The organism is Psychrosphaera aquimarina, from assembly GCF_032461525.1.
GTDB lineage: Bacteria > Pseudomonadota > Gammaproteobacteria > Enterobacterales > Alteromonadaceae > Psychrosphaera > Psychrosphaera aquimarina.
Map to the genome: position 1 here is coordinate 1,108,158 of NZ_JAWCUA010000010.1, position 21,707 is coordinate 1,129,864.

Here is a 21,707-nt window from a genome sequence, read left to right on the forward strand (position 1 = left end):
TATGGAATATGTTCATACTATGGTTAGGGTTAGTGATTTAGAACAGTCACTTAAGTTTTATTGCGAGCATTTAGGATTAAGCGAAGTTCAACGAACCGATAATGAAAAAGGGCGCTTTACCTTAGTTTTTTTAGCCGCGCCAGATCAATTGGAAGAAGCTAAGTTAACCAAAAAACCAACAATTGAGTTAACTTATAATTGGGATAAAGAAGAATATACGGGGGGACGTAATTTTGGTCACCTAGCGTTTAGAGTGGATGATATCTATACTCTTTGCCAACAACTAATGGATGCAGGTGTTGTAATTAATCGACCTCCACGTTGTGGTCATATGGCGTTTGTTAAGTCACCGGATGGCATCTCGATTGAATTAATACAGAAAAATGGCGATTTACCGCCACAAGAACCTTGGCTATCTATGCCTAACACGGGAAGTTGGTAATCCGCTAACTTTCACCTTTAACATATCCACAAGGAGAGTGATTCAATTAATTAAGCCGTTTACAATTTGGAGTCTATATGAACTATCCTTGGGTTAACAAAGCTAATAAATTATTTTATTGGATACTAATTTGCCAATTTTTAGTTGGATTACTCCTTACTTACTTCTCTGAGTCAGGTTATGCCCCTATAGTATTAAGTGCAGTGATCATCTCACTGCCGCTCATTCTAATCGCAACTAGACCATACGCTGTAATAACACGACATACAGTGGCTGCAGCTGTTCAATTGGTAACTGCCGTGCATATTCATCAAATGCAAGGGCTAGCAGAGATACATTTTGAGATCTTCTCATTATTGGCTGCTTTGATTTTTTATCGAGACTGGAAGGTCATTTTAACCAGTGTAGTAGTGGTCGCAGTACATCATATTTTGTTCTTTATTCTACAATCCCAAAGTATGCCAATTTATATTTTTGAAGAGGGGCATGTTTATTTTTATATTCTGATAATTCACGCCTTATTTGCAATAATTGAGGGTGCCATACTGATGTACATTGCTAATGATAGCTATAAAGAAGCAATGACAGGTTTAACAATTACCAATACTGTTCACAACATATTAAAACAAGATAATGTGTTTGATCTTTCTACCGAAATCGGTACAAAAAATAGCTCAGCGGAGTTAGATGATTTTAATCGATTATTGAGTTCGTTTAGATTGTTAATTGAACATGCCAAAACTATCTCACAAGCAACTAGTGAAGCATCGTTTAATGTCTCTACAACCGCAAAAGAAATGTCTGCGTCGACTGACCATGTAGCAGAACAAGTGGATTTAATTGCTACCGCTATCGAACAAATGACGGTAACTAATAATGACGTAGCGCAAAGAACAGTTGATGTGAGTAAAAATGCAGAATTAGCTAAAAATAATACGAATGACGTTAAAGTGATTATTAATCAATCCAGTAACAATATCACTTTGCTGAAAAATGATGTTGTATCTACTGCCACCACAATTGAAAACTTATCCGTTAAGTGTGATCAAATAGCAGAGGTAATGACATCAATTACTTCAATTTCAGATCAAACTAACTTGTTAGCATTAAATGCTGCGATAGAGTCTGCAAGAGCTGGTGAGCATGGGCGAGGTTTTGCTGTAGTAGCAGACGAAGTACGTCAACTTGCGACCAAAACAAGAGAAAATGCGGAAGGTATTCAAGCGGTCGTTCAGTCATTGATTGAAGATGCTAATTTGTCAGTTACACAAATGGCTTCTTGTATCGACAAAGTTGAATTGGCGGTTAGTTCATCTGATGAAATTTCAGATGTCATGGATTCTGTTTTGGATAAGATTGATACAGTTGCTGATAATATTAATTCTGTTGCGGCTTCTGCAGAAGAACAAGCAATCGTTTCAAATGATATTTCACAGTCAACTCAAGGGTTACATTCAACGGCGACTGAGCAAAATGCGGCGATGGAAAAAGTACAATTTGATATCACTCAATTAACCCATCGTATCGATGAGTTAAATGGTGAACTTGAAAAAATTCATCGTATGAATCTAAAACGTAATGCTTTGTATCTGATTGTTTCATTGTGGTTTGTTGGCATATTGGCTAGTTTGGTTTATATGTCAATATCCTCGGTTACTGCATTTGATCCAGACAATCAGTTACTTAGGCAAACCTCTTCACAGGAATATGATTTGGTTTTTGCCCATCAATTGGAAAAAAACTTACTAATATTGATAATACGGTACTGCACTTTGTTGAAGAAGGTTGCCGTTGTAATACCACTGCCGAGGAGCACATTAACTCAGTATATGAACTGGCAAGGCAAAACCACTTTAAAAACAGAACCATTGATATCAACGCAATTACTTTTATACAGCAAGGTGACTATTTACCAATCATTCCATCAACTCCGGCCATTGCTGTGTTTGGTGATGCCGGCAAGTTAATCTACTTTGGTCCATATTCAGCAGGTTACTCTTGCTCTGTTGGCAATGGAATTGTCGAATCTTTTATTTCGAGTCAATCCAACAAGATGCCAGGTGCTGCAATAGTTGCTGATACGTTGGGATGTTATTGTAATAGAACTTAATACTAGGGAAGTGTGTGTAAAGGTAAGTAAGAAGGGAATTAATAGATCCTGAAATCAATGATTTCAGGATCTGTAGGTCACTTGATTAAGCTTGGTAAACCCAAGCTAAAAACGATTTAGAGTCACGTGTGTTCATGAATTTAAATAGTTGTGAACCAGTTTTGTCTGTAATAACAATATTTTGTTTATTTACAGAAATAGATTGTACGGGTGCTGTAACTGAATACTCCGTACCATTATATGTATAAGACATAATAATACTCTCTTAAAAATGCGTATTTCGTATACGCTTGTTTCAGAAAAGCTCTACTATTGTTTAATCGATAATTTTTTACATTTATAACTGACTATTCTGAATCAAATTAATCTTTTTTATTAAAATAAAGGTAATTTGCAATTCAGATACTTAACAACAATTAAGCTTAATATTTTTGAGTGATGACTGACTGTGAAAGGGAAAGGCATAACTAAATTACCAACTGGTAATCTGTTAGATAAACAAGATAAGAATATATAACAGGCGGGACTATATAGAGTAAATCCTAATAAGTAAATGATTTTATTATTTTAATTGCTAATTAATGATTAAACACGTCGTAATTCACCACAAGACCAGCAAAATTCAAAGCTGTTCGCATTAATTTCTCCGCATTCTATACATGACCAATCAATATTATTTTGCTTTACTTCAGACTCAATCTGCTTACAAATGTGATTGGCCTGATCATAACAAGCGTCGTCTAATAGCCATAACTCTGGCCACACATCGGTAAAAGGTAATTCACCAACCGCCCCACTTATATATTCATTTTTACGTATAAATTTAATGTCAGCGACATTTAACCCAAATTCATAAGGGGCTAATTCAATGAGTGACGAACGACTAATTAGTTTTTTCATATTTTGAATGTCTACTTTTTATTCATTTTTAAATCAATTTGCTAAAAGTAACAAGCAGATTAAAACAATTAATGCGAGATGGCCTCTAAGCTCGTATAATGCAGCTAATTATTTTGTTGAGAGTGTAAAATGCAATTATTTGTTAATGACCTAACCGTGATCGATTTTTCTTATTTGTGTCCCAAACGAGGCATGGTAGGTGAAAGTTGGATTGTAGATTTGACATTACATGGTGAGCTAGATGAGCAAAACATGGTGTTGGATTTTGGTAAGGTGAAAAAACAAGTAAAACGCATTATCGATGATACGGTTGATCATAAGCTCGTGGTTCCGTCTGAATACGCTGGCAGTGAAATAAATCATATAGAAAACAGTAACTATATAAGAGTTAACTTTTCTGATGAACATGGCCACTCTATCGCTATTTCTAGCCCTGACGACGCTTTTTGTTTCATTGATGCTGACATAGTATCAATGGACGACGTTATTTTGCATTTAGCTTCAGTAATAAAACCACAATTACCTGACAACGTGAAAAAAGTAGAATTAAGCTTACGAGCGGAAGATATTAATGGCTTTTATTATCACTACACACACGGTCTTAAGAAACACGATGGTAACTGTCAACGTATCGCTCATGGACATCGTTCTAGAATTCAAATTTTTGAAAACGGCATGAAAAGTCCAAAACTAGAAAAAGCATTTTCACTAGAGTGGGCTGATATCTATGTTGCCACTGTAGAAGATGAAGTGACCAATCAGCAATTAGAGTTTATTCAATGTAGTGAGTCACAAGTTGCCTTTAAATATGAATCTTCTCAAGGCAAGTTTGAAATAGCATTGGAAAAAAGTGCGGTATATGTGATGCCAATGGATACTACTGTTGAGTTAATTGCTCAATACGTGGCGGATAAAATGAAAAAACAATACCCTGACAACAGTTATAAAGTCATTGCTTATGAAGGCGTGGCAAAAGGAGCAATTGCTTATGCTGAATAAAATTATCCTGATACTGGTTATATTTTTGTCGATAAACGCTAATGCGCAAAGTAAATATGTAAACCTGTCTGGTGATTTTATTCAAGGTGGAATGGTTATTGGCCAATCTACTATAGCAGTGGAAAGTGCCACTATTGATGGTGTGAAAATTCCAATTCATCAAAACTTAACTTTATTTGCTTTTGGCTTTGACCGAGATGCTAAAGCCGAGTCTGTACTTACGATTAATTATAAAGATGGCTCGCAAGAACAAATTCCCCTTTATATTGAACAGCGTGAATATAAAGTTGATAGGGTAAATGGAGTTGCAAGTAAATACGTATCCCCACCAGAAAGTGTATTACAACGAATTCGTAATGATTCCACAATTGTAAAACAAGCTAGAGCTGGATTGTCTTTTAGAACTGACTTTACTGACACTGCAATTAAACCGGCTCAAGGCCGATTAAGTGGTGTATATGGTAGCCAGCGAGTCTTTAATGGGGTACCAAAACGTCCACACTTTGGTATGGATATCGCCGCTAAAACCGGTACTGATGTAATAGCACCTTGGTCTGGAAAGGTAATGTTAGCAGAGCCTGAATTGTATTATTCCGGTGGCACTCTAATCATAGATCATGGCATGGGCATAACCACAACGTATATACATTTAAGTGCGATACATGTGGAAGTGGGAGATGTGGTTAATCAAGGTCAGTTAATTGCAGCTATTGGCGCGACAGGACGTGTGACTGGGCCTCATTTAGACTGGCGTTTAAATTGGTTTAACCGCAAACTAGATCCTCAATTACTTCTACCTTAATACACCCTGTTTTCTACTCAAACATTTAAGCTTGTTCAGTTTTAGTTACTGAACAAGCTAGCTGTCATAATTATACCAATCCATCTAGATCAGTGCCCACTCAGCGAGAGTTAAAAGCTTAAGAGGCAAGGCATTGATTGAAGTGAATAGTTGTTCTATTGTCAAAATCAATAACGAAGCATATGAAGCTTTTAAACTCGCCCTTGGGAACTCCCCAGCGGCGCGATAATTGCTCAAAATTACCTTGATGTACGACCACAAGGATGTGGGAGGTTGAGCGACGCGGGATGCCAAAGCCGAGAATGACTATACCTTCATAAGTTTCGCTTATTCTACCACCGCTGAATGAGTTCTGAGTGGGTAATTATCTAAATGGACTGGTATTATACTTGTTACTTTAACCACACCTTGGCTTTATCCGCATCTTGTACAACTAAACTGGCAATGAACTTAGGTGAAACTTCAATCTTGAGCATGTTTTGATATAACTTGTCTTTCCTAAAGTAATGAATCGTTGTTGTTTCACCTTCAATGGTACTTAACACTTTTTCAATATTGGTGTTATTAAGCCGGAAATTGCCAATTGCAATTAAGTGATCGTTAACGGCAATACCTGCTTGTTCTGCTGGACTATTCTCTAACACTTGCTTGACGACTAAGTTATTGTTATTAAGTGCCGTTACACAACCCAACCAATTGTTTTCTGAGTCATTAATAATGCCTTGAAGGTGAGTGCCGTTTTGTTGTGATTGATAGGTTAACGCCACACCGACTTTGGCAAAAGCGTCAGTTAAATCGATTTTATTGGTGTTGTATAAAACATCATGTAACAAGTCATGGTTATCTTGGCCAATAAAGGTTTTGAATAATGCTTCAAGTTGTTCTTGGGTCGTACCTATCTGGTTTTTGCCATAGGTATGCCATGCTTGATTCATTAAATCTCTTAGTGATTGTTTCCCTTGGCTGTCGTGTTTAATAATTAAGTCCATTAAACAGGCAATCGCAGTGCCTTTTAAGTAATAACTGACAATTTGATCTGCAGCGCCTTCGTCTTGCTGATAAAACTTAGTCCAAGTATGTAAACTGCTTTCGACAACCGATTGGCGTAATTGGCCTTGGCCTTTTTCTATTCGGGTTAGTGCCTTAGCTAAAATCTCTAAGTACTTCTCCTGTGTTATTGTATTGGTTTCAACCAAACTCAGATCATCAAAATACGAGGTCATGCCTTCGTAAAACCAAAGTTGCTTGGTATAAACTTCTTGTTCTAACTGATACGGAATAAACTCTTTCGGCTTTAAGCGTTTTACATTCCAAGTGTGTAAATATTCATGGCTGCATAAACTTAAAAATGTGGTGTAGTTATCATCAATATCTTGGTCTTTATTTAAAATGTCAAAACGACTACACACTAATGCCGTTGAATTAAGATGTTCCAAGCCACCAAACCCATTATCGGTCACCATAGTTAAAAATAAGTATTTATCGACCCCTTGTGGTAAAGCGTCAAACATGTCGATGTGGTATTGGCATAGAGGTTTTAAATCTTGCGCGGCACGTTGAACATCACCAAAATGTTGGCCTACGGTAACGAGATAATGCGGGGTATCTGCAACTGAGAATTCAGCAACATCTAGCTCGCCAAAAAGAATTGGGTAGTCGGTTAATTCTAAATAATTATTAGCGGAGTAATCACCCCAAGCAAAACAATCATTATGTTCAACCCCAGATAGCCCAGAAGCGGGTTGCCAGTTGGTTATTAATGGATGATTTGGTTTGATGAGCTCAACCAGACACTCTTGATGTTTAAGTTCATCAATACAAAATAAGGCGCTGGCGGGATTAATAAATCCAAATTCTTGATCTAAGTAAGCCTTACGTACGCTCATATCAAAGGCGTAATATAAGTAACTAACGGTAATTTCTTGTTGGTTATGATTGATGGCAAATCGGTTTTTTGAAATAGTTGTCAGGCACAATTCGCCATTCTTATCATGGGCCTTTAATTCTAAGACGTGTTTGGCAAAGTCACGGATCATATAACTACCCGGTATCCAATTAGGTAGTGAGATATGCATCAATTTGTCGGTGTTTGGGGTAAAGGTTATTTGAATTTTGAATTGATGTTTTAGTGGATTTTCAATTGATACTTTATATTTGATCGGTGCCATTCTGCTCAACTTTAATTAGAATTGGATTAAATTTAGATTACACGATAGTTGTATGTGCGTTTATAATGCTTTTCAACTGCAGCATTTAATAAAGAGCACTCATGGAACATTCAGAAAAAGTCTTAGCCCGCATTAACTACGCAACTACTTATACCACAAAAACCGTCTTTCCAGGCAGAACAAATCATCACAATACTTTGTTTGGTGGCGAAGCATTGGCATGGATGGACGAAGTTGCTTTTGTTTGTGCAACTCGTTTTTGTCGTAAGCCTTTGGTAACAATATCGTCTGATCGTGTTGATTTTAAAGAGCCAATTCCAGCCGGTTCGATTGTTGAACTTGTGGCAAGTATCGGTTCTTTGGGTCGTACTAGTTTAGTTGTCGATGTGAATATTTTTGTCGAAGGTATGTATGAAGACGACAAACATAAAGCGATAACGGGATCATTTAAGTTTGTTGCGCTAGACGAAAATAGAAAACCAACTCCGGTTTTAGATGGCGTTGAATTGTAGTTCGTGATATTTAGTAACAGTTAACGACCTATGAAGGTATAAAAATAATCTAGGTTTTCCTAATATCAATAAAAATAAACTGGAATTTGTTATGAAATCTATTACTCAGTGGTTAGAAGAATATGGCGTAAGCCATCAAAACCAAACGAATAAACTCATTCATTATTTGTGTGTCCCTGCAATCTATATGACGGTACTTGGTTTGTTATGGTCAATTCCATTTCCAGTAGCTGATATGCCATTGTGGGTGAATTGGTCTACGGTTTTGGCTATACCTGCATTGTTATTCTACTTTTCGTTGTCTTCTGTTGTAGGCCTTGGTATGACAGTGTTTACCGCGTTAATGGTCGTTTTCTTGCAGTGGTGGCAACTTAATATGGCGGAGTATATGTCGGTATTAATCATGTCAGTGGTTGTGTTTGTTGTCGCTTGGAGCTTGCAATTTGTCGGGCATAATATCGAGGGTAAAAAACCATCGTTTTTAAAAGACGTACAGTTTTTGTTGATCGGCCCAGCATGGATTTTATGTTTTGTTTATAAAAAGTTGAATATTAAGTTTTGATCTTACATTTACTTTGGTATCGACAAAATCGATAGTAAAGCGACAAACGGTGCATCTGCCAAGTCAGGCGGTGATGTGCCGTTTTTTATTACATTTATAATGAAATTAATGATTTGATTTATCCTCGTAGTTAAATAGGTAGTAGTTTGAATTTCCAAAATTTAATAGAAGACAGAAAACGATTTTTTTGGCTATTGCATTTCTCTGGATGGATTGGTTTTGCGTTAGTGCATTACATCGGGTCATTCATGAATGACATGCGTGACATTTATGTGTTTATCATTATTTCTAATGCCTGGTTTGGCGCTTTATTAACATTACCATTACGGTATGTTTATCAGCGAATTTGGGACATGGCCCCTTGGAAACTTATCTTGGCTATCCTTTCCGCTTCCTATGTGGTTGGGTCTATTTGGGTGGTTATGCAAAACTTCACCTATTGGGAGTTTTATAGGTTTGGTTACAGACCTGACGCTTGGTATTGGTATTTCCGAAATTCACTAGGTGGGTTCTATATCGTTCTTTGTTGGAGTGGATTGTACTTTGGTATTAAGTATTATCAGATGTTACAAAAAGAAAAACAAAAAGCGCTAAAAGCGTCGAGTATGGCGAACGAAGCACAATTGAAGATGTTACGTTATCAACTAAACCCACATTTTTTGTTTAACACTTTAAATGCAATCTCGACTTTAATATTATGTGAAGAAAATAAAACCGCTAATGGCATGGTCGCTAAGTTAAGTGACTTTCTACGTTATTCGTTGCATACAGACCCGATAAAAAAAGTACAGCTTAAACAAGAAGTACAAGCATTAACTTTATATTTAGAAATTGAAAAAATTCGCTTTGAAGAAAATTTAAAGGTCATTTGGTCGGTCAGTAAAGAGGCGAACAATGCATTAGTACCCAGTTTGTTATTACAACCTTTGATAGAAAATGCCATTAAATATGGTATTGCGGCCAAAACAGACGGTGGCACTATTAATATTGTGGCTAAAACATTTGGTAATGACTTATTGTTAGAAGTAAGTGATGATGGACCTGGATTAACTGCAACCAATACATCTTCAACTAATAAAGGTGAAGGGGTAGGGATTGCCAATATTAAAGACAGATTACAAACGTTATATGACGATTATTCATTTTCATTGTCAGCCAATGAACCAAATGGTTTAAAAGTTAACATTAGGATCCCTTTAGAGTTTGACTCGGAATAACCCGTATGATTGAAATCAATACCGATAATAAAATCAAAACCATCATAGTTGATGATGAACCTTTAGCCAGAAAGGGACTATTGATCCGATTAGCCGAATTTGCAGATGTTGACGTTATTGCGCAATGTCACAATGGTGTATCGGCCCTTGAGGTAATAAAACAAGAAAAACCAAGATTAGTATTTTTGGATATACAGATGCCAGGTATGACAGGCTTTGATGTGATGAAAAGCTTACATGATGATATGGCAACGGAAGATTGGCCAATTGTGGTTTTTGTTACCGCATATGATCAATACGCGTTAAAAGCATTTGAAGTGCATGCATTAGATTATTTATTAAAACCAGTTAACGACGAACGTTTACAAGACTGCATAACAAAAGTACGTAGTCAGATTAATTCAGATAGCCAAAATGAAAATCAAACTAAACTGGTTAATATGGTGGCACAATTAATTGGTTCAGATAGTGAAACCATATTAAAAAACCTAGCCGATGGTGAGTTTGTGCCTGCTAAAGAATACAGCAGTTATATCGCGGTTAAAGACGTTGGCGAAACAACCAGAATACCAGTAAAAGAAGTCGTATGGGTGGATGCAGCAGGGGATTACATGTGTGTGCATTGTTCAGATGGTGAAACACATATATTACGTAAAACCATGAAGCAGTTAGAGCAAGAATTAGACCCGAGTCGTTTTATTCGGGTTCATCGTTCAGTTATTGTAAATTCTACCGAAGTTTCAAAAGTATTGACGTTAACCAGCGGTGAATACGTCATCCAACTAACCAATAAACACGAAATAAGAGTTAGCCGCAGTTATCGAGATAAAGTGAGAGCTGCTCTGTTGTAACGACAATTCTAACTTACGCTTAGCTGCTTGCTGCTATTCGTATACGTTCTGCCGGTATACGTAGTTGTGTAATTAAATACCCTTTAAAATCTTCTTTATAAGGCTGTAACTCTACAGCCTTTTGCATACATAAAATCCATGCGTCACTTTCAGCATGGCCAATGGGTAAGTGCTTGTGAGCTTGAGGAATGTTTATCGGGCCAAAATGTTCCGAATACAATTTAGGGCCACCTAACCATGCGGATAAAAAGTACGCTAACTTTTGTCTTGATGAAGTAAGATCCGATTTATGCATATCTCTGATCACTTTAGCTTCTGGTAACGAGTCCATAAAATCATAAAAGTCATCGACTAATTTAGTTATCCCTTCTAACTCTCCAGCCGCTTTAAAAGAATTGTCACCCAGTCCGTAAGATTGCATGGTTAAGGTCATATATGACTTCCTAATAGATGGTTTAAGACAAGCTTATTGAATTAATAAGTTTTATCGGTCGTGGTTATTTTATTGGAAAATAGGCAATTAACAAAGCGCTATTAATAACTTATGGAACGGGAGTTTAAGGTTAAAACTCTTGTTTTGCCCCTTTAGTCATCACTTTCATATAGGTGTTCGGCAACAAGTGAAATAGCCAATGAGCAATAGTTGCTACTCGACCTAACAGTAAAGTTGGTTGTTTGTTTTTAATCGCTTTTAAGATTTGTTTAACCGCAACTTCAGGAGGGATAACTTGGCCGTTGGTGTTGTTTTTGGCTGCTCCTGGTGATGACACACCGTTATTTACTTGTACTTTAAGTTCGGGACGAGTGTTAACAAATGAAGGACACACGACAGTAACGTCAACATTTTGATCGCTAATCTCCGCTGACAATGAACGGAAAAAACCTTCCATAGCATGTTTGCTTGCACTGTAAGCTGCTCGGCCATATAAAGGTGCAAAGCCAGCAACACTAGATATAGCAACTATATGACCTTGGCTGTTTATTAAATGAGGCAAACAGGCCTTGGTGATATAAACGCTACCCATAAAATTAACATTCATTATGGTGCTGACTAACTCCAGAGGTGTATCTTCAAATTTACTCATGTGAGTAATGCCAGCGTTATTGATTAAAATATCTAACTTACCAAAGGTTTTAATCCCTAACTGCACAGCTTGTTCAACAGCGTCTTTACTGGTGATATCTGTGGTGATGTATAACACGTCATTGGTGGATTCTAAATGCTCAGTGGTTAAATCAAGTACAATGACTTTTGCACCAGCTCTTTGTAATTCAGACGATAAAGCACTGCCTAATCCACCGGTTCCTCCAGTGATCAAAACTACTTTATTTTTAAAATTTGAATACATAATTTACCTACTGCTAATACTTTAATTAATGACTTTCTAATTGCGAAATAGCGCGGATTGTTTTAAATCGCCAACTCGCCAATAACAGCGAAAATATGATTAAACCGCCAAACAATAATAGGGCAGTTTGGTAACTAAATAATCCGGCAAATATACCAGCTCCTAATCCACTCATGGCTGGTATAAACTGGCCAATGATAGTGTAAACACTCATTATTCGACCGCGATATTGTGTTGGTGAAAAATACTGTAAACCTGCCACTATCAAACTAATGGCAATCCCACCGCAAACACTGGCAATGATAAGTAAAGTAACCGAGGTGGAAAGTTGCTCTATGACTCCAAGGGAAGCGATACCAGCTCCCGCCAATGCAATGCTAATTATGCATAGCCAGCCAAAGTGAACTTTTTTCTTAATCGCCATCGTTAACAAGCCGCCAATGATTAATGAAAATGCCACTAAGCTCAAATAGTTACCTTGTCCAGTTTGTGATAACTGCAGTGTTTGTTCCGCAACCGTAGGTAACAATACTTGCATAGGTCCCATCAACAAATAGGCGATAGCAGCTAACGACAATAACTGTTTAACTTCAGGTGAGCCTTTTATAAATTTTAAACTCTCGACAATCTCAGCTAAGGTTTTATCTGCTGGTTTAGACTTAAACTTGATTTTTAATGGTAAAAGTAACAGCGAAGAGACGAACAATAGGCCAACCGTAGTGAACATGACTCCTTGCCAGCCAAAATCAACATTGACTAATTTAAGTAACATAGGTGCTAGACCAAAACCTGTCATTACCATTAAATTTAGGCCAATTGAACCTAACATTAGCTTTTCTGGTTTGACATAAAATACTACAGCTGCAAAACGAGCCGGAGCAACAAATGACCAGCCTATACCAGAGAAAAATGCAGCGCTTAATAACAAAATAAGTTGAGTGTCAGTACTTTGGTCAAAGGCTAAATACAGCAAAAATAAACTTACAAAGTAACTATTTTGAGCCACTAAAATTACATTGCGTGGTGAATAGCGATCACAATAAACCCCTGCAAACCAACCCAAAATAACCGGTGGCGCAAAACATAAAGCATAACCAATCCCAGCAATAGAATGAGAGTCAAACCATTCTAGTGATAGAAAGATAATACTGTAGTTGACCATATGTCCTGCCAAAAAGGCCATCAGGCAGGACAATAAAAACAGGGGGAATTTCATTAGTTAGCGTCTGCTTGTTTTTTAACATCAGAATCGTAGCTTTTATCAAGCTCATAACTATTTTCAAGATCATAGCTGGGACGTAAACGGATCAGGGTTGGTTGTGCATCTTCGATGTGCCAGCTTGGAAAACTAGAATTAGTGGTATACACATCACCGTTTGGTGCAATTTCAACATCACGGGTAAAAGTTACACGTTTTGGCATAGGGAAATGTTGCCATTCTTGTTTATCAATATTAAAGCTGTACAAGGCATCGGAAGTATTACCGTTTACCCAAACGATATCGCGCTTAGTATCAACGTTAAGTGAATAGGGTGTTTCGCTACCTAACGGATATACTGGCAGTGGGTAGTTAGTGTAAGTTTCCGTAATAGGATCAAACTTAACTATCATCGACTCAGGAAATGCGGCAATCCATAAATTGCCTTTAGAGTCGGTACGTAAACGACGAGGCCCTTTAAATGGTGTATCGTAAACCGTGACTTGTTTGGTTTTAGCATCAATTTTACCAATAGAGTCGGCCAATAAACGGGCAAACCATATATCACCATTTGGTGTGATGTCGATACCATAAGGCATAGGTAACCCAGATGATTGTTCGTCTATGCTTACCCAGTTGGCAAGTGGTAACCCCCAGTCCATTAATTTTAAGATCACGCCCATTAACGAAACGGTCACCCCTTCTTGGAAGTTTCTAGCCGGTAAGTCAAACAATTCAAACTCTTTATTAGTGCGGTCGAACATGGCAATTTGATTGGATAGTGCCATGGTGAACCAAACTCTATCTTGTTGATCAACTCTTACGGTATGAGGGTAATAACCATTATCCATGTGATGGTTAGTGAACTCTTTAGTTCTAGGGTTAAATTCTACTAAACGTTGTTGATAAGAGGTTGTGATAAAGATGTTGCCATCTTTAGGGGACTCTGCAAAAGAATGGATGCCGGCAAAGGTTTCATGTTTTGGAAAAGTAGCCAAACGGGCACTCATTAAGCCACCATGTTTGTCATACGTTTCACGTTTTAGACGGTAAACAATGAACTCACCAGTTTTGGGGTTTAGTTCGTATAACCTGTCTTGTAAGTTGTCACCTATGTAAATTAAGCCATTTGAGTGATACAGCAAGTCATGCATTTGTGAGAACGAATCACCAATAGGCCAAGAGGTGATCTCTGCGTCTTGTAATATTGGAGACCAGTTTGTGCCTTTTGGAATTAATTCAGGGTTTTCATATAATTGTTTGTAACCATTGGCTAATAATCCGGGTAATACTTCTTGTGCATCATCATGAATTCGAGCGCCATAACCTATCATTCGATTCATCACTTCTTGCCAGTTTTCTTCTGGGCGAGGGCGACGGAAAAAATATGAACCTTGTTGATGACAAAAGCCACATTGTAAAATGTAGTGCTGCTTTAAGTCTGGATCATTACCCATGTCTAAAGCCGCTAACCAAGTATTGGCTGGACGAGACTCTGCACGTTTTAATACATCCGTTATCGGTTTCATGACAAAGCTGGCATCTTGATCCCCCATCATTTCTGAGGTCACATCTTCCATATCTGGCGCTCTTAAACGAATACGCACATTTTTATCTGCATACTGACTAAACTCAACCTGACCAAGTTCATTGGTGAATAAAGTATTTACTGCACTTACACGGTTTAACTTACCATGCGGCGGGTAACCATGATCTGACTTATCTAGATTGTAATCATCAACGGCGGTTTGCCTTACCATCACATTTGAAAGCGGCTTACCGTCTTTATCCGTTACTGTAATTGTTGCTGCTTGAGCAAAAGACACACTAAATAAGGAGTTTATCAATACAGTGATGACCGCAATAAAATATAAGATTGGATTGTTTTTCATTTATTATTGCTCCACGTCTGTTGATGAAAGTTGTAAATAAGCATCAAGGGCTTGTTCAGATGTATACCTTGGCTGATGATTAAATTGTTGTTTAATTTTTGAGTTGTCTAATACCGGACGATATTTAATAAATTTCACTTGTTCAGGTCCGTATTGAATAATACCTAATGGCTTTAAAATACTAAGTGCTGCTTGGATCAACAATGGTGGCAGCGGCAAATAAGATTTGTTTAGTCTTTTGGCAATTTGTCTCATTGATAAAGCACCATCTCCAGCGACATTAAATTGTCCGGTAATATCTGTTGTTACCGCTTCAACTAAATAATCAACAACATCCAAAGACCAAATAAAGTTAAATGGGCCTGGGTAACCAATTAGTCCAGTGATAATGCGTTGTTCAAATAGGTTCACTACAGGACCTTCAAAGTTAGGTCCGATAATAGCCCCGGGTCTTAATATCACTTGCTTCATATCAGGGTAAGTATCAACCGCATTTGCCATTATTTGCTCTACTTGTGCTTTATGATCAGAATAAAAATAGTCCATGTTGCCTTTTGTTGGGCGGTCTTCGGTGATGAGACTGTTAATGTTTTCTGGATGATAACCATAGGCTGCACCACTGGTAGTGATTACAAACTTTTCTACACCAATTTGAGCACATAAATTGGTTAAGTTTTCTGTGGCTTGCACATCAATTTTATAAGCAAGTTCACGAGTTAAGGTTTTTGATATTTGTAATACCGAGGCCAAATGGATAACACCTTGCGGGCGCACCTGTTCTACCCAATGAAGAAACTCATCGCTAGTAATGTCGAGTTGTTGATAAATTAAACCAGCATGTTGAGGAAATGGGTTAGGTTTTATATCCGTCGCGAAGACTTGATATGATTGTTGTAACAAGGTTTCGACTAATTGTTTACCAATACAACCAGCTGCACCTGTGATAATTACTTTCATTGAATTTACCTATTCTACTTTGCGTTTGGTTGGGTTGGAATTGCGCTGGTGGCAGAGAAATAACGTCTGAATGTAAGCGCAATCAATAAACCAGAAACAATATGCCAAGTGCCCCAAAATGCGCTGATAAGTGCCATGCCCGCTTCCCCATTAAATTGCGTAAATACAATCGCAATAGCTAGTGAAGAGTTTTGCATGCCCACTTCGATGGTGGTGGCCTTGATATCTCTTTGCTGTAACCCGGCAAACTTGCCACTTAAAAAACCTAATACATAAGCCAAAGCATTGTGTAATAACACGATGGTGAATATCAGATAAAAGTGCGATAAAAAGGCTTCTTGATTTCGGGTGATAGCAATACTGATAAAAGCAATAAGTGCTAAAAGACTCGTGACGTTGAATACTCGATGGATCTTTTTCGCAATATTGGGCCATTTGGTACTTATTAATAAACCTATGGCTAACGGTAGGGCTAAAACAAATAACAAATTAATGAATAATGCAGTGGAATCCACATTGATGGTTTGTAACATTAGCGCTGTATTTGGGTTTAATTGAGACCAAAATATAAAGTTAATTGGTAAAAAAACGACGGCCAATGCACTAGAAGCTGCAGTCATTGATATTGATAATGCGGTATTGCCCCCTGATAAATGGGTGACAAAATTAGAAATGGCACCACCAGGACACGCTGAAACTAAAATCATGCCTAGCTCAATACCCGCAGGTAAATCGAGTATTAAAGTTAATGCCGTGGTAAGAGCTGGTAAAAACAAAAATTGGGCGGTTAATCCAGCAATAATGGCTTTAGGCATTTTAGCGACGGCTTTGAAATCATGCCATTTAATGTCTAACGCAACACCTAATATCATACTTGCTAAAACAAGGTTTAATAACCATTGGGAGTTAGCGTCGTAATATACTTGTCCTACTTCCATATGTTTGTCTCTTTTAAAATATTGATTACATCATAACCAACCAACTTTTTGAATCAATGACTCAGTCTGACATGATTTTGGCGCATAAAGTCAATTTTTGTTAATGGCTTTTCGATAACGAGCCGGAGAGGTCTGTTGCCATCGTTTAAAAGCCCGATTAAAGGCGCTTAATTCAGAAAACCCTAATAACTCAGCTATATCATTTAAGGAGCGCTGACTGTGGGTTAAATAATTAATCGCTATGTCTTTTTTTACCTGGTCGACTAATTCTGAAAAACTGGTGTTAAGTTCATTTAATCTGCGTTGGAGGGTTCGTTCACTGACATTCAAATAGAGCGATAAACTCTGCAGACTTGGTTTTTTATAAGGCAGTTGCGTTGCAATAAAGTCCGTAGTTACTTCGATGGGATTTTGAATCGAATGCTCTGATAATAATGAATCTGCGTATTTGGTGAGGGTTTTATTTAACTCTACATTTGCCCCTGAACTGGCTGATTTCAATAGCTTAGAGCTTATCACTAAGCCAGTGAAGTCATGATTAAATGTAACAGGACAATCAAAGTACTGTTGATACTCAAGCGGGGTAGTTAAACATGAATGGCTAAAATAAACATGAAACGGTGAGGTTGTGGAACGGGTCAAGCGTCTGGCAAATTCAATCCAACTCGTGATTAATTCTTCCGCTAGTTGTTCACTATTTTCAATCGCTGGTAACCACTTTAACGTGACAGTATTATTTTCAATAGTAAAGCTGGGAGTGCCTAAACTGCCTGCAATGGATTGATATCGTCGCTGATTTGCTAATGCGACTTCAAGGGTCGGTGAGGTAAAAATAATCTGGCCTAACACACCCCATCTATCGGTATGAATATGTTGACCATACCGAAACCCCAAATTGTTCACGTGAAGGCAGGACTTTGCGTGATCGTATAAGGCTTGGTAGTGTTTGATATCTACTAATTTTTGCTGATTAAGTTGCTGCTCTGTTAAGTTAATTAACTCAAAACATTGTGTTCGTTCAATGCCTAAAATATGTAAATAATTAATAAAGCTATACACGGCATTACTGGATATATTAACCATACAAACCTAATAAAGTAGATATTCATCCCCCATTAAAGTGTTAATGTCGTATAAGGTCAAATTGTTTTTTGGTATAAAAGCTCTAATTGTATCGGACGTTTAATTTAGTTTGTTGGTGTAAATATTAAGTAAGTAAGGATCGACTTGTTTGGTTCCTAAGCCAGTTTTTTCTAGCTCGGTTAAGGTTAACTGCCCATTTACCTGCCCAGACATGACATTGTTATATCCTGAAATAAGACTTTCTACCGCAAAAGCACCTAATTTTGTGGCTAAAGTTCGATCCGCACAGCTGGCCAAACCGCCACGTTGCATATGGCCTAAAACACTTGCTCGGCACTCTATTCCTATTTGTTTAGTTAACAATTCAGCCAACGCTAAAGCGCCATCAGGGTAGGTGTTTTCGGCTGCGACTATAATATAACTGGCATGCCCGTTATCTATTAAGTAACTATTAATATGCTGTGCAATGTTTTGGACAATTAAGTGTGGGTCGATAGCCATTTCAGGGCAAATGATTTGCTCTGCTTCTGCGGCTATACCTACATTAAGTGCTAATTGCCCACTGTGTCGCCCCATCACTTCAATAATAAAAATCCGCTCAAATGCATCGGCGGTATCTCTAATTTTATCAATAGCATCCAATGCGGTATTGGACGCAGTATCAAAGCCAATCGTGTAGTCACTACCATCAATATCATTATCTATGGTGCCTGGCACTCCTATTATAGGGATATCGGTGATTTGACTGAGTAAATGAGCACCTTGAAAACTGCCATCACCGCCAATCACAATTAACCCGTCAATTGAATTGTTGATCAAGGTTTCAATGACTTGGTTTCGAAACTTTTGTTCCAACATTCTAGGACAACGCGCACTTTTTAAAATGGTCCCACCCAGGTGGGAGATATGTTTAACGTTAGTTAGGGTGAGGTCATGATGGATATCGTCGATTAAACCATTGTATCCACGCTCAAAACCAATACATTGAATATTATGAAATCTGGCAGTGGTCACAATCGAGTGTATTGCCGCATTCATTCCGGGGGCATCTCCACCAGAGGTAATAATTCCAATTGTTTTCATAACAAACATATCCAAGGTGTTTTTAAATTTGTCACTATTATGATCTAAAAGTAGGCTAAAAGGGTATTGATCTATAACAATAAAATATTAGCTTTATGTTAGGGTTTGTTTATCGTTAACTGAAAGATGATCAAAACTTGGATAAGTGCTACAAGATGGAACGAACGTAAATGCCCACAAGCTTGGAAAAATCTCTAATCATCATCATGTTTACGCTTTTTCTAACAGGCTGCAGTGCGAAGCTTGTATATAATTATGCTGACTGGTTAATCTTTTGGAAAATTGGTGACTATGTTGAGTTGAACTCAGAACAAAAAAAGGTATTAGAAAATAAAGTAGAAGAATTACAGAATTGGCACAGGACAGAAGAATTGCCATATTATTCTGCTTTACTAAAACAATTACGGAATATTGTTGAGAACAGAGACGAAAAAGAGTTGGCTGCCTTATTCTTACAAGGCCCTATGATATGGCAACGTTCGATTACCAAATTATCTCCTGAAATCATTGAATTTTTGACTTTGTTGTCAACATCACAAAAACAAGAAATCATAACTAACATTGGCTCCATCCAACAAGAAACCAATGAAAAGTGGTTAAAAGAGATCGAAGATGGTAATCAACAACGAATTGAAGATGCAGAACAAAGAATTGAGGACTATCTTGGTAAACTAACAAAGAAACAGAAAGAGACGTTAGTCATATATGAACAGCAACGCCCAAATATCATCCCTTTGAGGATTGAAGGGAGGAAACGTTGGTTAACCTTGTTTTCTAAAGCTATCTTACAAGGTCCTGAGATTGATAAAACATTGGTGGAAAAACTACTCACCGATTTGTCGAGTCATCGTAGTATAAAACAACAAGCTTTAACTGAGCAGATTACCCAATTAAATTTGTCCAAATTTAGATATCTACTAAAATCTATGACGGATAAACAACAAACAAAATTGTTAAAAAAAATAGATGAAATTACTAAAGATATAGATCAGCTATCGAAACAAATTTAAATACGTATGCAACATTCGTCTACTATTTAAAGTTAAATATTTGGTGTCAATGTTGCTTAATAAAAATCAAATAGACAGGCCGTTCATGTGGTATTTATCAATATAGACGTTTTTTTATCCATTTAGACTAGTCTATTGCCATTAATTCGGTTGCTAACCTTTAATTTTGGGGCGGATCAGAGTAAGTTACGGCGTTACGTTTAGAAATGACCAATTAATTAAAGGTGTATCTTGGCCAAAATAGAGTTATATCGTGAAATAAATATGCAAGTGAACGCACTTTGTGAGGGGGAACCAAACCTTATCGCAAACTTAGCAAACATAAGTGCAATATTATTCGATAGATTAGCAAACATAAACTGGGCAGGCTTTTATTTAATGCAAGACCCAATACATGGTAGTGTTCAAGAACTTGTATTAGGTCCATTTCAAGGTAAAGCTGCATGCATACGGATACCTGTGGGTAGAGGCGTTTGCGGAACTGCAGTTGCAACTAAAACATCTCAATTAATTGAAGATGTTCATGCATTTGACGGACATATTGCTTGTGATGCCGCAAGTAACTCTGAAATTGTGGTACCTATCATTATAAATGACGAGGTTGTTGCGGTTTTAGATATAGATAGTCCGAGTATAGGTCGATTTGATCAAGATGATTTAAATGGAATTGAAACTATAGTTAGTTTTATTGAAACTATTTGGCCGAAGAAATAACAACAAATGAAAGATTTTATAAATATCCATGATTACATTATTAGTTCGGAACTAGTAGGTGATTGGGATGGTAAAGAAGAAGAGGTGACTGATCGGATCAATACAATGATCCATCAGGCCTATGATATGTTCCCGGAAGACATCACAACCGAAACCGCGGAACAATTATTTGATGAATTATGGGCGGCAGTAGCAGGGCAAGAATTTGTTATTGAAGCAGAATATGATGAACTGGAAAGCTGGTTAGATACCTTTGTTCGCCAGAAGCTAGATGAAATAGAGTACGATTGATGCAAAATCAAGAAAAAACAGATTTAAATAAAGTAATTGAATTTTTAACCGTTAAGTTTCCAAAGAGCTTTAGCTTAAAAGGCGACGCTAAACCACTTAAAGTCGGCATATTTAATGATATAGCTGAGCAAATTGGTGAAGAAGATCCAGTTTCAAAAACCCAAATTAGACATGCATTACGTCGTTATACTAATAGCTGGCGCTATCTTGAGGCTGTTGTTAAAGGCGGCCAGCGAGTTGATTTGGAAGGGGATGATGTTGAAGCGTTAACAGAAGAACACGTTCAGCATGCACAGGAGCAATTAGCTCAAAGCAAAGCTAAATTCCAAGAAAAGAAAAAAGCAAATGCGGGTAAGGACAAGAAACCTTACAAAAAACCGGCTAAAAATGTTGCTAATCCACCGAAAAGAAAACCAAAATCGGAAAGCCAAGGAACTAAACCTACTGCTGAGCCTCAAAAAGAACTTGTAGCCAATGATGACTTTACCGAAGGTAAACAGGTTCAAGTTAAGTTAGGCGCTTCACCAGTTGCTGCGACAATTGTAGAAACATCAAAAAATGATGTGTCAGTTCAATTGGCTTCAGGTATGGTGATGAAAGTAAATAAGGAAAATATCTTCCAAGCATAG

The 21,707-nt window shown here is 37.4% G+C and carries 23 protein-coding genes and 1 pseudogene; 13 read left to right on the forward strand and 11 right to left on the reverse strand.

All coding sequences use genetic code 11. From position 1 onward, the window contains the following. Nucleotide 1: 1 nt before the first annotated feature. The 3 genes and pseudogenes from gloA to RT723_RS18225 all read left to right on the forward strand — a co-directional run bounded on the left by gloA (nucleotide 2) and on the right by RT723_RS18225 (nucleotide 2,552). The gene (gloA, locus tag RT723_RS16985) at nucleotides 2-442 is read left to right on the forward strand and encodes a lactoylglutathione lyase (RefSeq protein ID WP_315948327.1); all 441 of its coding nucleotides are present in this window, start codon (nucleotides 2-4) and stop codon (nucleotides 440-442) included. 860 nt (nucleotides 443-1,302) lie between these two features. Then, nucleotides 1,303-1,878 (forward strand): annotated as a pseudogene (locus RT723_RS18220) (methyl-accepting chemotaxis protein); the annotation flags it as partial. Nucleotides 1,879-2,207: 329 nt separating this feature from the next. After that, nucleotides 2,208-2,552: a DUF6436 domain-containing protein gene (locus tag RT723_RS18225; RefSeq protein ID WP_487379624.1), complete on the forward strand. Its 345-nt coding sequence runs from the start codon at nucleotides 2,208-2,210 to the stop codon at nucleotides 2,550-2,552. Nucleotides 2,553-2,637: 85 nt separating this feature from the next. Here RT723_RS18225 and RT723_RS16995 read toward each other — a convergent pair whose 3' ends face one another. After that, nucleotides 2,638-2,805, reverse strand: a complete 168-nt coding sequence (locus RT723_RS16995; protein ID WP_216053508.1) for a hypothetical protein — start codon at nucleotides 2,803-2,805, stop codon at nucleotides 2,638-2,640. 332 nt (nucleotides 2,806-3,137) lie between these two features. Then, entirely contained in the window at nucleotides 3,138-3,452 is a 315-nt protein-coding gene (locus tag RT723_RS17000) for a putative signal transducing protein (protein ID WP_315948329.1), read from the reverse strand. 129 nt (nucleotides 3,453-3,581) lie between these two features. Between RT723_RS17000 and RT723_RS17005 the strand changes: the two genes are divergently transcribed. Together RT723_RS17005 and RT723_RS17010 are read left to right on the forward strand one after the other, a co-directional pair. Next, a complete protein-coding gene (locus tag RT723_RS17005) occupies nucleotides 3,582-4,451 on the forward strand; it encodes a 6-pyruvoyl trahydropterin synthase family protein (RefSeq protein ID WP_315948330.1) in 870 nt (289 codons plus the stop codon). Continuing rightward, on the forward strand, nucleotides 4,441-5,253 hold the full coding sequence (locus tag RT723_RS17010; protein ID WP_315948331.1) for a M23 family metallopeptidase: 813 nt from the start codon (nucleotides 4,441-4,443) through the stop codon (nucleotides 5,251-5,253). The genes RT723_RS17005 and RT723_RS17010 overlap by 11 nt, the downstream gene beginning before the upstream one ends. 392 nt (nucleotides 5,254-5,645) lie before the next feature. Here the strand turns inward: RT723_RS17010 and RT723_RS17015 are convergent, their stop codons facing one another. Beyond that, nucleotides 5,646-7,421 carry a M61 family metallopeptidase gene (locus RT723_RS17015; protein WP_315948333.1) on the reverse strand — a complete coding sequence of 592 codons (1,776 nt, stop codon included), beginning with the start codon at nucleotides 7,419-7,421 and terminating at the stop codon, nucleotides 5,646-5,648. Nucleotides 7,422-7,522: 101 nt separating this feature from the next. Here RT723_RS17015 and RT723_RS17020 point away from each other — a divergent pair, with 101 nt between their 5' ends. The 4 genes from RT723_RS17020 to RT723_RS17035 all read left to right on the forward strand — a co-directional run bounded on the left by RT723_RS17020 (nucleotide 7,523) and on the right by RT723_RS17035 (nucleotide 10,563). After that, on the forward strand, nucleotides 7,523-7,933 hold the full coding sequence (locus tag RT723_RS17020) for an acyl-CoA thioesterase (RefSeq protein ID WP_216053513.1): 411 nt from the start codon (nucleotides 7,523-7,525) through the stop codon (nucleotides 7,931-7,933). Nucleotides 7,934-8,024: 91 nt separating this feature from the next. After that, nucleotides 8,025-8,495: an Mpo1 family 2-hydroxy fatty acid dioxygenase gene (locus RT723_RS17025; protein ID WP_315948335.1), complete on the forward strand. Its 471-nt coding sequence runs from the start codon at nucleotides 8,025-8,027 to the stop codon at nucleotides 8,493-8,495. Between the two features lie 146 nt (nucleotides 8,496-8,641). Next, a complete protein-coding gene (locus RT723_RS17030) occupies nucleotides 8,642-9,712 on the forward strand; it encodes a sensor histidine kinase (protein WP_315948337.1) in 1,071 nt (356 codons plus the stop codon). Between the two features lie 5 nt (nucleotides 9,713-9,717). Beyond that, a complete protein-coding gene (locus tag RT723_RS17035) occupies nucleotides 9,718-10,563 on the forward strand; it encodes a LytR/AlgR family response regulator transcription factor (protein WP_216053516.1) in 846 nt (281 codons plus the stop codon). Between the two features lie 19 nt (nucleotides 10,564-10,582). On the opposite strand, the gene RT723_RS17040 is transcribed toward RT723_RS17035, so the two are convergent. The 8 genes from RT723_RS17040 to RT723_RS17075 all read right to left on the reverse strand — a co-directional run bounded on the left by RT723_RS17040 (nucleotide 10,583) and on the right by RT723_RS17075 (nucleotide 19,063). Then, nucleotides 10,583-10,996 (reverse strand): group II truncated hemoglobin, encoded by a 414-nt coding sequence (locus RT723_RS17040; RefSeq protein WP_315948338.1) that lies wholly within the window; start codon nucleotides 10,994-10,996, stop codon nucleotides 10,583-10,585. A gap of 130 nt (nucleotides 10,997-11,126) precedes the next feature. Then, nucleotides 11,127-11,912: an SDR family oxidoreductase gene (locus RT723_RS17045; protein ID WP_315948340.1), complete on the reverse strand. Its 786-nt coding sequence runs from the start codon at nucleotides 11,910-11,912 to the stop codon at nucleotides 11,127-11,129. Between the two features lie 25 nt (nucleotides 11,913-11,937). Further along, entirely contained in the window at nucleotides 11,938-13,128 is a 1,191-nt protein-coding gene (locus RT723_RS17050) for an MFS transporter (RefSeq protein WP_315948342.1), read from the reverse strand. Continuing rightward, nucleotides 13,128-15,002, reverse strand: coding sequence for a Vgb family protein (locus RT723_RS17055; protein ID WP_315948344.1), 1,875 nt, complete (start codon nucleotides 15,000-15,002; stop codon nucleotides 13,128-13,130). The genes RT723_RS17050 and RT723_RS17055 overlap by 1 nt, the downstream gene beginning before the upstream one ends. 3 nt (nucleotides 15,003-15,005) lie before the next feature. Continuing rightward, nucleotides 15,006-15,959, reverse strand: coding sequence for an NAD-dependent epimerase/dehydratase family protein (locus tag RT723_RS17060; protein ID WP_315948345.1), 954 nt, complete (start codon nucleotides 15,957-15,959; stop codon nucleotides 15,006-15,008). Nucleotides 15,960-15,973: 14 nt separating this feature from the next. Beyond that, complete coding sequence (locus RT723_RS17065) at nucleotides 15,974-16,897, reverse strand: bile acid:sodium symporter family protein (RefSeq protein ID WP_315948346.1); 924 nt, start codon at nucleotides 16,895-16,897, stop codon at nucleotides 15,974-15,976. Between the two features lie 90 nt (nucleotides 16,898-16,987). After that, nucleotides 16,988-17,980, reverse strand: coding sequence for an AraC family transcriptional regulator (locus RT723_RS17070; protein WP_315948347.1), 993 nt, complete (start codon nucleotides 17,978-17,980; stop codon nucleotides 16,988-16,990). A 99-nt stretch (nucleotides 17,981-18,079) separates the two neighbouring features. Continuing rightward, nucleotides 18,080-19,063, reverse strand: coding sequence for a 6-phosphofructokinase (locus RT723_RS17075; RefSeq protein ID WP_315948348.1), 984 nt, complete (start codon nucleotides 19,061-19,063; stop codon nucleotides 18,080-18,082). Between the two features lie 170 nt (nucleotides 19,064-19,233). Between RT723_RS17075 and RT723_RS17080 the strand changes: the two genes are divergently transcribed. The 4 genes from RT723_RS17080 to proQ all read left to right on the forward strand — a co-directional run bounded on the left by RT723_RS17080 (nucleotide 19,234) and on the right by proQ (nucleotide 21,707). Further along, a complete protein-coding gene (locus tag RT723_RS17080; protein WP_315948349.1) occupies nucleotides 19,234-20,073 on the forward strand; it encodes a DUF6279 family lipoprotein in 840 nt (279 codons plus the stop codon). Between the two features lie 231 nt (nucleotides 20,074-20,304). Beyond that, nucleotides 20,305-20,787: a GAF domain-containing protein gene (locus RT723_RS17085; RefSeq protein ID WP_216053526.1), complete on the forward strand. Its 483-nt coding sequence runs from the start codon at nucleotides 20,305-20,307 to the stop codon at nucleotides 20,785-20,787. Nucleotides 20,788-20,793: 6 nt separating this feature from the next. Continuing rightward, nucleotides 20,794-21,078: a hypothetical protein gene (locus RT723_RS17090; RefSeq protein WP_216053527.1), complete on the forward strand. Its 285-nt coding sequence runs from the start codon at nucleotides 20,794-20,796 to the stop codon at nucleotides 21,076-21,078. Beyond that, nucleotides 21,078-21,707 (forward strand): RNA chaperone ProQ, encoded by a 630-nt coding sequence (proQ, locus tag RT723_RS17095; protein WP_315948350.1) that lies wholly within the window; start codon nucleotides 21,078-21,080, stop codon nucleotides 21,705-21,707. Before RT723_RS17090 ends, proQ begins: the two co-directional genes overlap by 1 nt.

Coding starts and splice junctions, on each gene's coding strand:
- gloA (WP_315948327.1), top strand. CDS start 2: ATGGAATATGTTCATACTATGGTTAGGGTTAGTGATTTAGAACAGTCA.
- RT723_RS17025 (WP_315948335.1), top strand. CDS start 8,025: ATGAAATCTATTACTCAGTGGTTAGAAGAATATGGCGTAAGCCATCAA.
- RT723_RS17040 (WP_315948338.1), bottom strand. CDS start 10,996: ATGACCTTAACCATGCAATCTTACGGACTGGGTGACAATTCTTTTAAA.
- RT723_RS17065 (WP_315948346.1), bottom strand. CDS start 16,897: ATGGAAGTAGGACAAGTATATTACGACGCTAACTCCCAATGGTTATTA.
- proQ (WP_315948350.1), top strand. CDS start 21,078: ATGCAAAATCAAGAAAAAACAGATTTAAATAAAGTAATTGAATTTTTA.
- RT723_RS17050 (WP_315948342.1), bottom strand. CDS start 13,128: ATGAAATTCCCCCTGTTTTTATTGTCCTGCCTGATGGCCTTTTTGGCA.
- RT723_RS17060 (WP_315948345.1), bottom strand. CDS start 15,959: ATGAAAGTAATTATCACAGGTGCAGCTGGTTGTATTGGTAAACAATTA.
- RT723_RS17015 (WP_315948333.1), bottom strand. CDS start 7,421: ATGGCACCGATCAAATATAAAGTATCAATTGAAAATCCACTAAAACAT.
- RT723_RS17020 (WP_216053513.1), top strand. CDS start 7,523: ATGGAACATTCAGAAAAAGTCTTAGCCCGCATTAACTACGCAACTACT.
- RT723_RS17035 (WP_216053516.1), top strand. CDS start 9,718: ATGATTGAAATCAATACCGATAATAAAATCAAAACCATCATAGTTGAT.
- RT723_RS17055 (WP_315948344.1), bottom strand. CDS start 15,002: ATGAAAAACAATCCAATCTTATATTTTATTGCGGTCATCACTGTATTG.
- RT723_RS17090 (WP_216053527.1), top strand. CDS start 20,794: ATGAAAGATTTTATAAATATCCATGATTACATTATTAGTTCGGAACTA.
- RT723_RS17005 (WP_315948330.1), top strand. CDS start 3,582: ATGCAATTATTTGTTAATGACCTAACCGTGATCGATTTTTCTTATTTG.
- RT723_RS17080 (WP_315948349.1), top strand. CDS start 19,234: ATGCCCACAAGCTTGGAAAAATCTCTAATCATCATCATGTTTACGCTT.
- RT723_RS17075 (WP_315948348.1), bottom strand. CDS start 19,063: ATGAAAACAATTGGAATTATTACCTCTGGTGGAGATGCCCCCGGAATG.
- RT723_RS17010 (WP_315948331.1), top strand. CDS start 4,441: ATGCTGAATAAAATTATCCTGATACTGGTTATATTTTTGTCGATAAAC.
- RT723_RS17000 (WP_315948329.1), bottom strand. CDS start 3,452: ATGAAAAAACTAATTAGTCGTTCGTCACTCATTGAATTAGCCCCTTAT.
- RT723_RS17070 (WP_315948347.1), bottom strand. CDS start 17,980: ATGGTTAATATATCCAGTAATGCCGTGTATAGCTTTATTAATTATTTA.
- RT723_RS16995 (WP_216053508.1), bottom strand. CDS start 2,805: ATGTCTTATACATATAATGGTACGGAGTATTCAGTTACAGCACCCGTA.
- RT723_RS17045 (WP_315948340.1), bottom strand. CDS start 11,912: ATGTATTCAAATTTTAAAAATAAAGTAGTTTTGATCACTGGAGGAACC.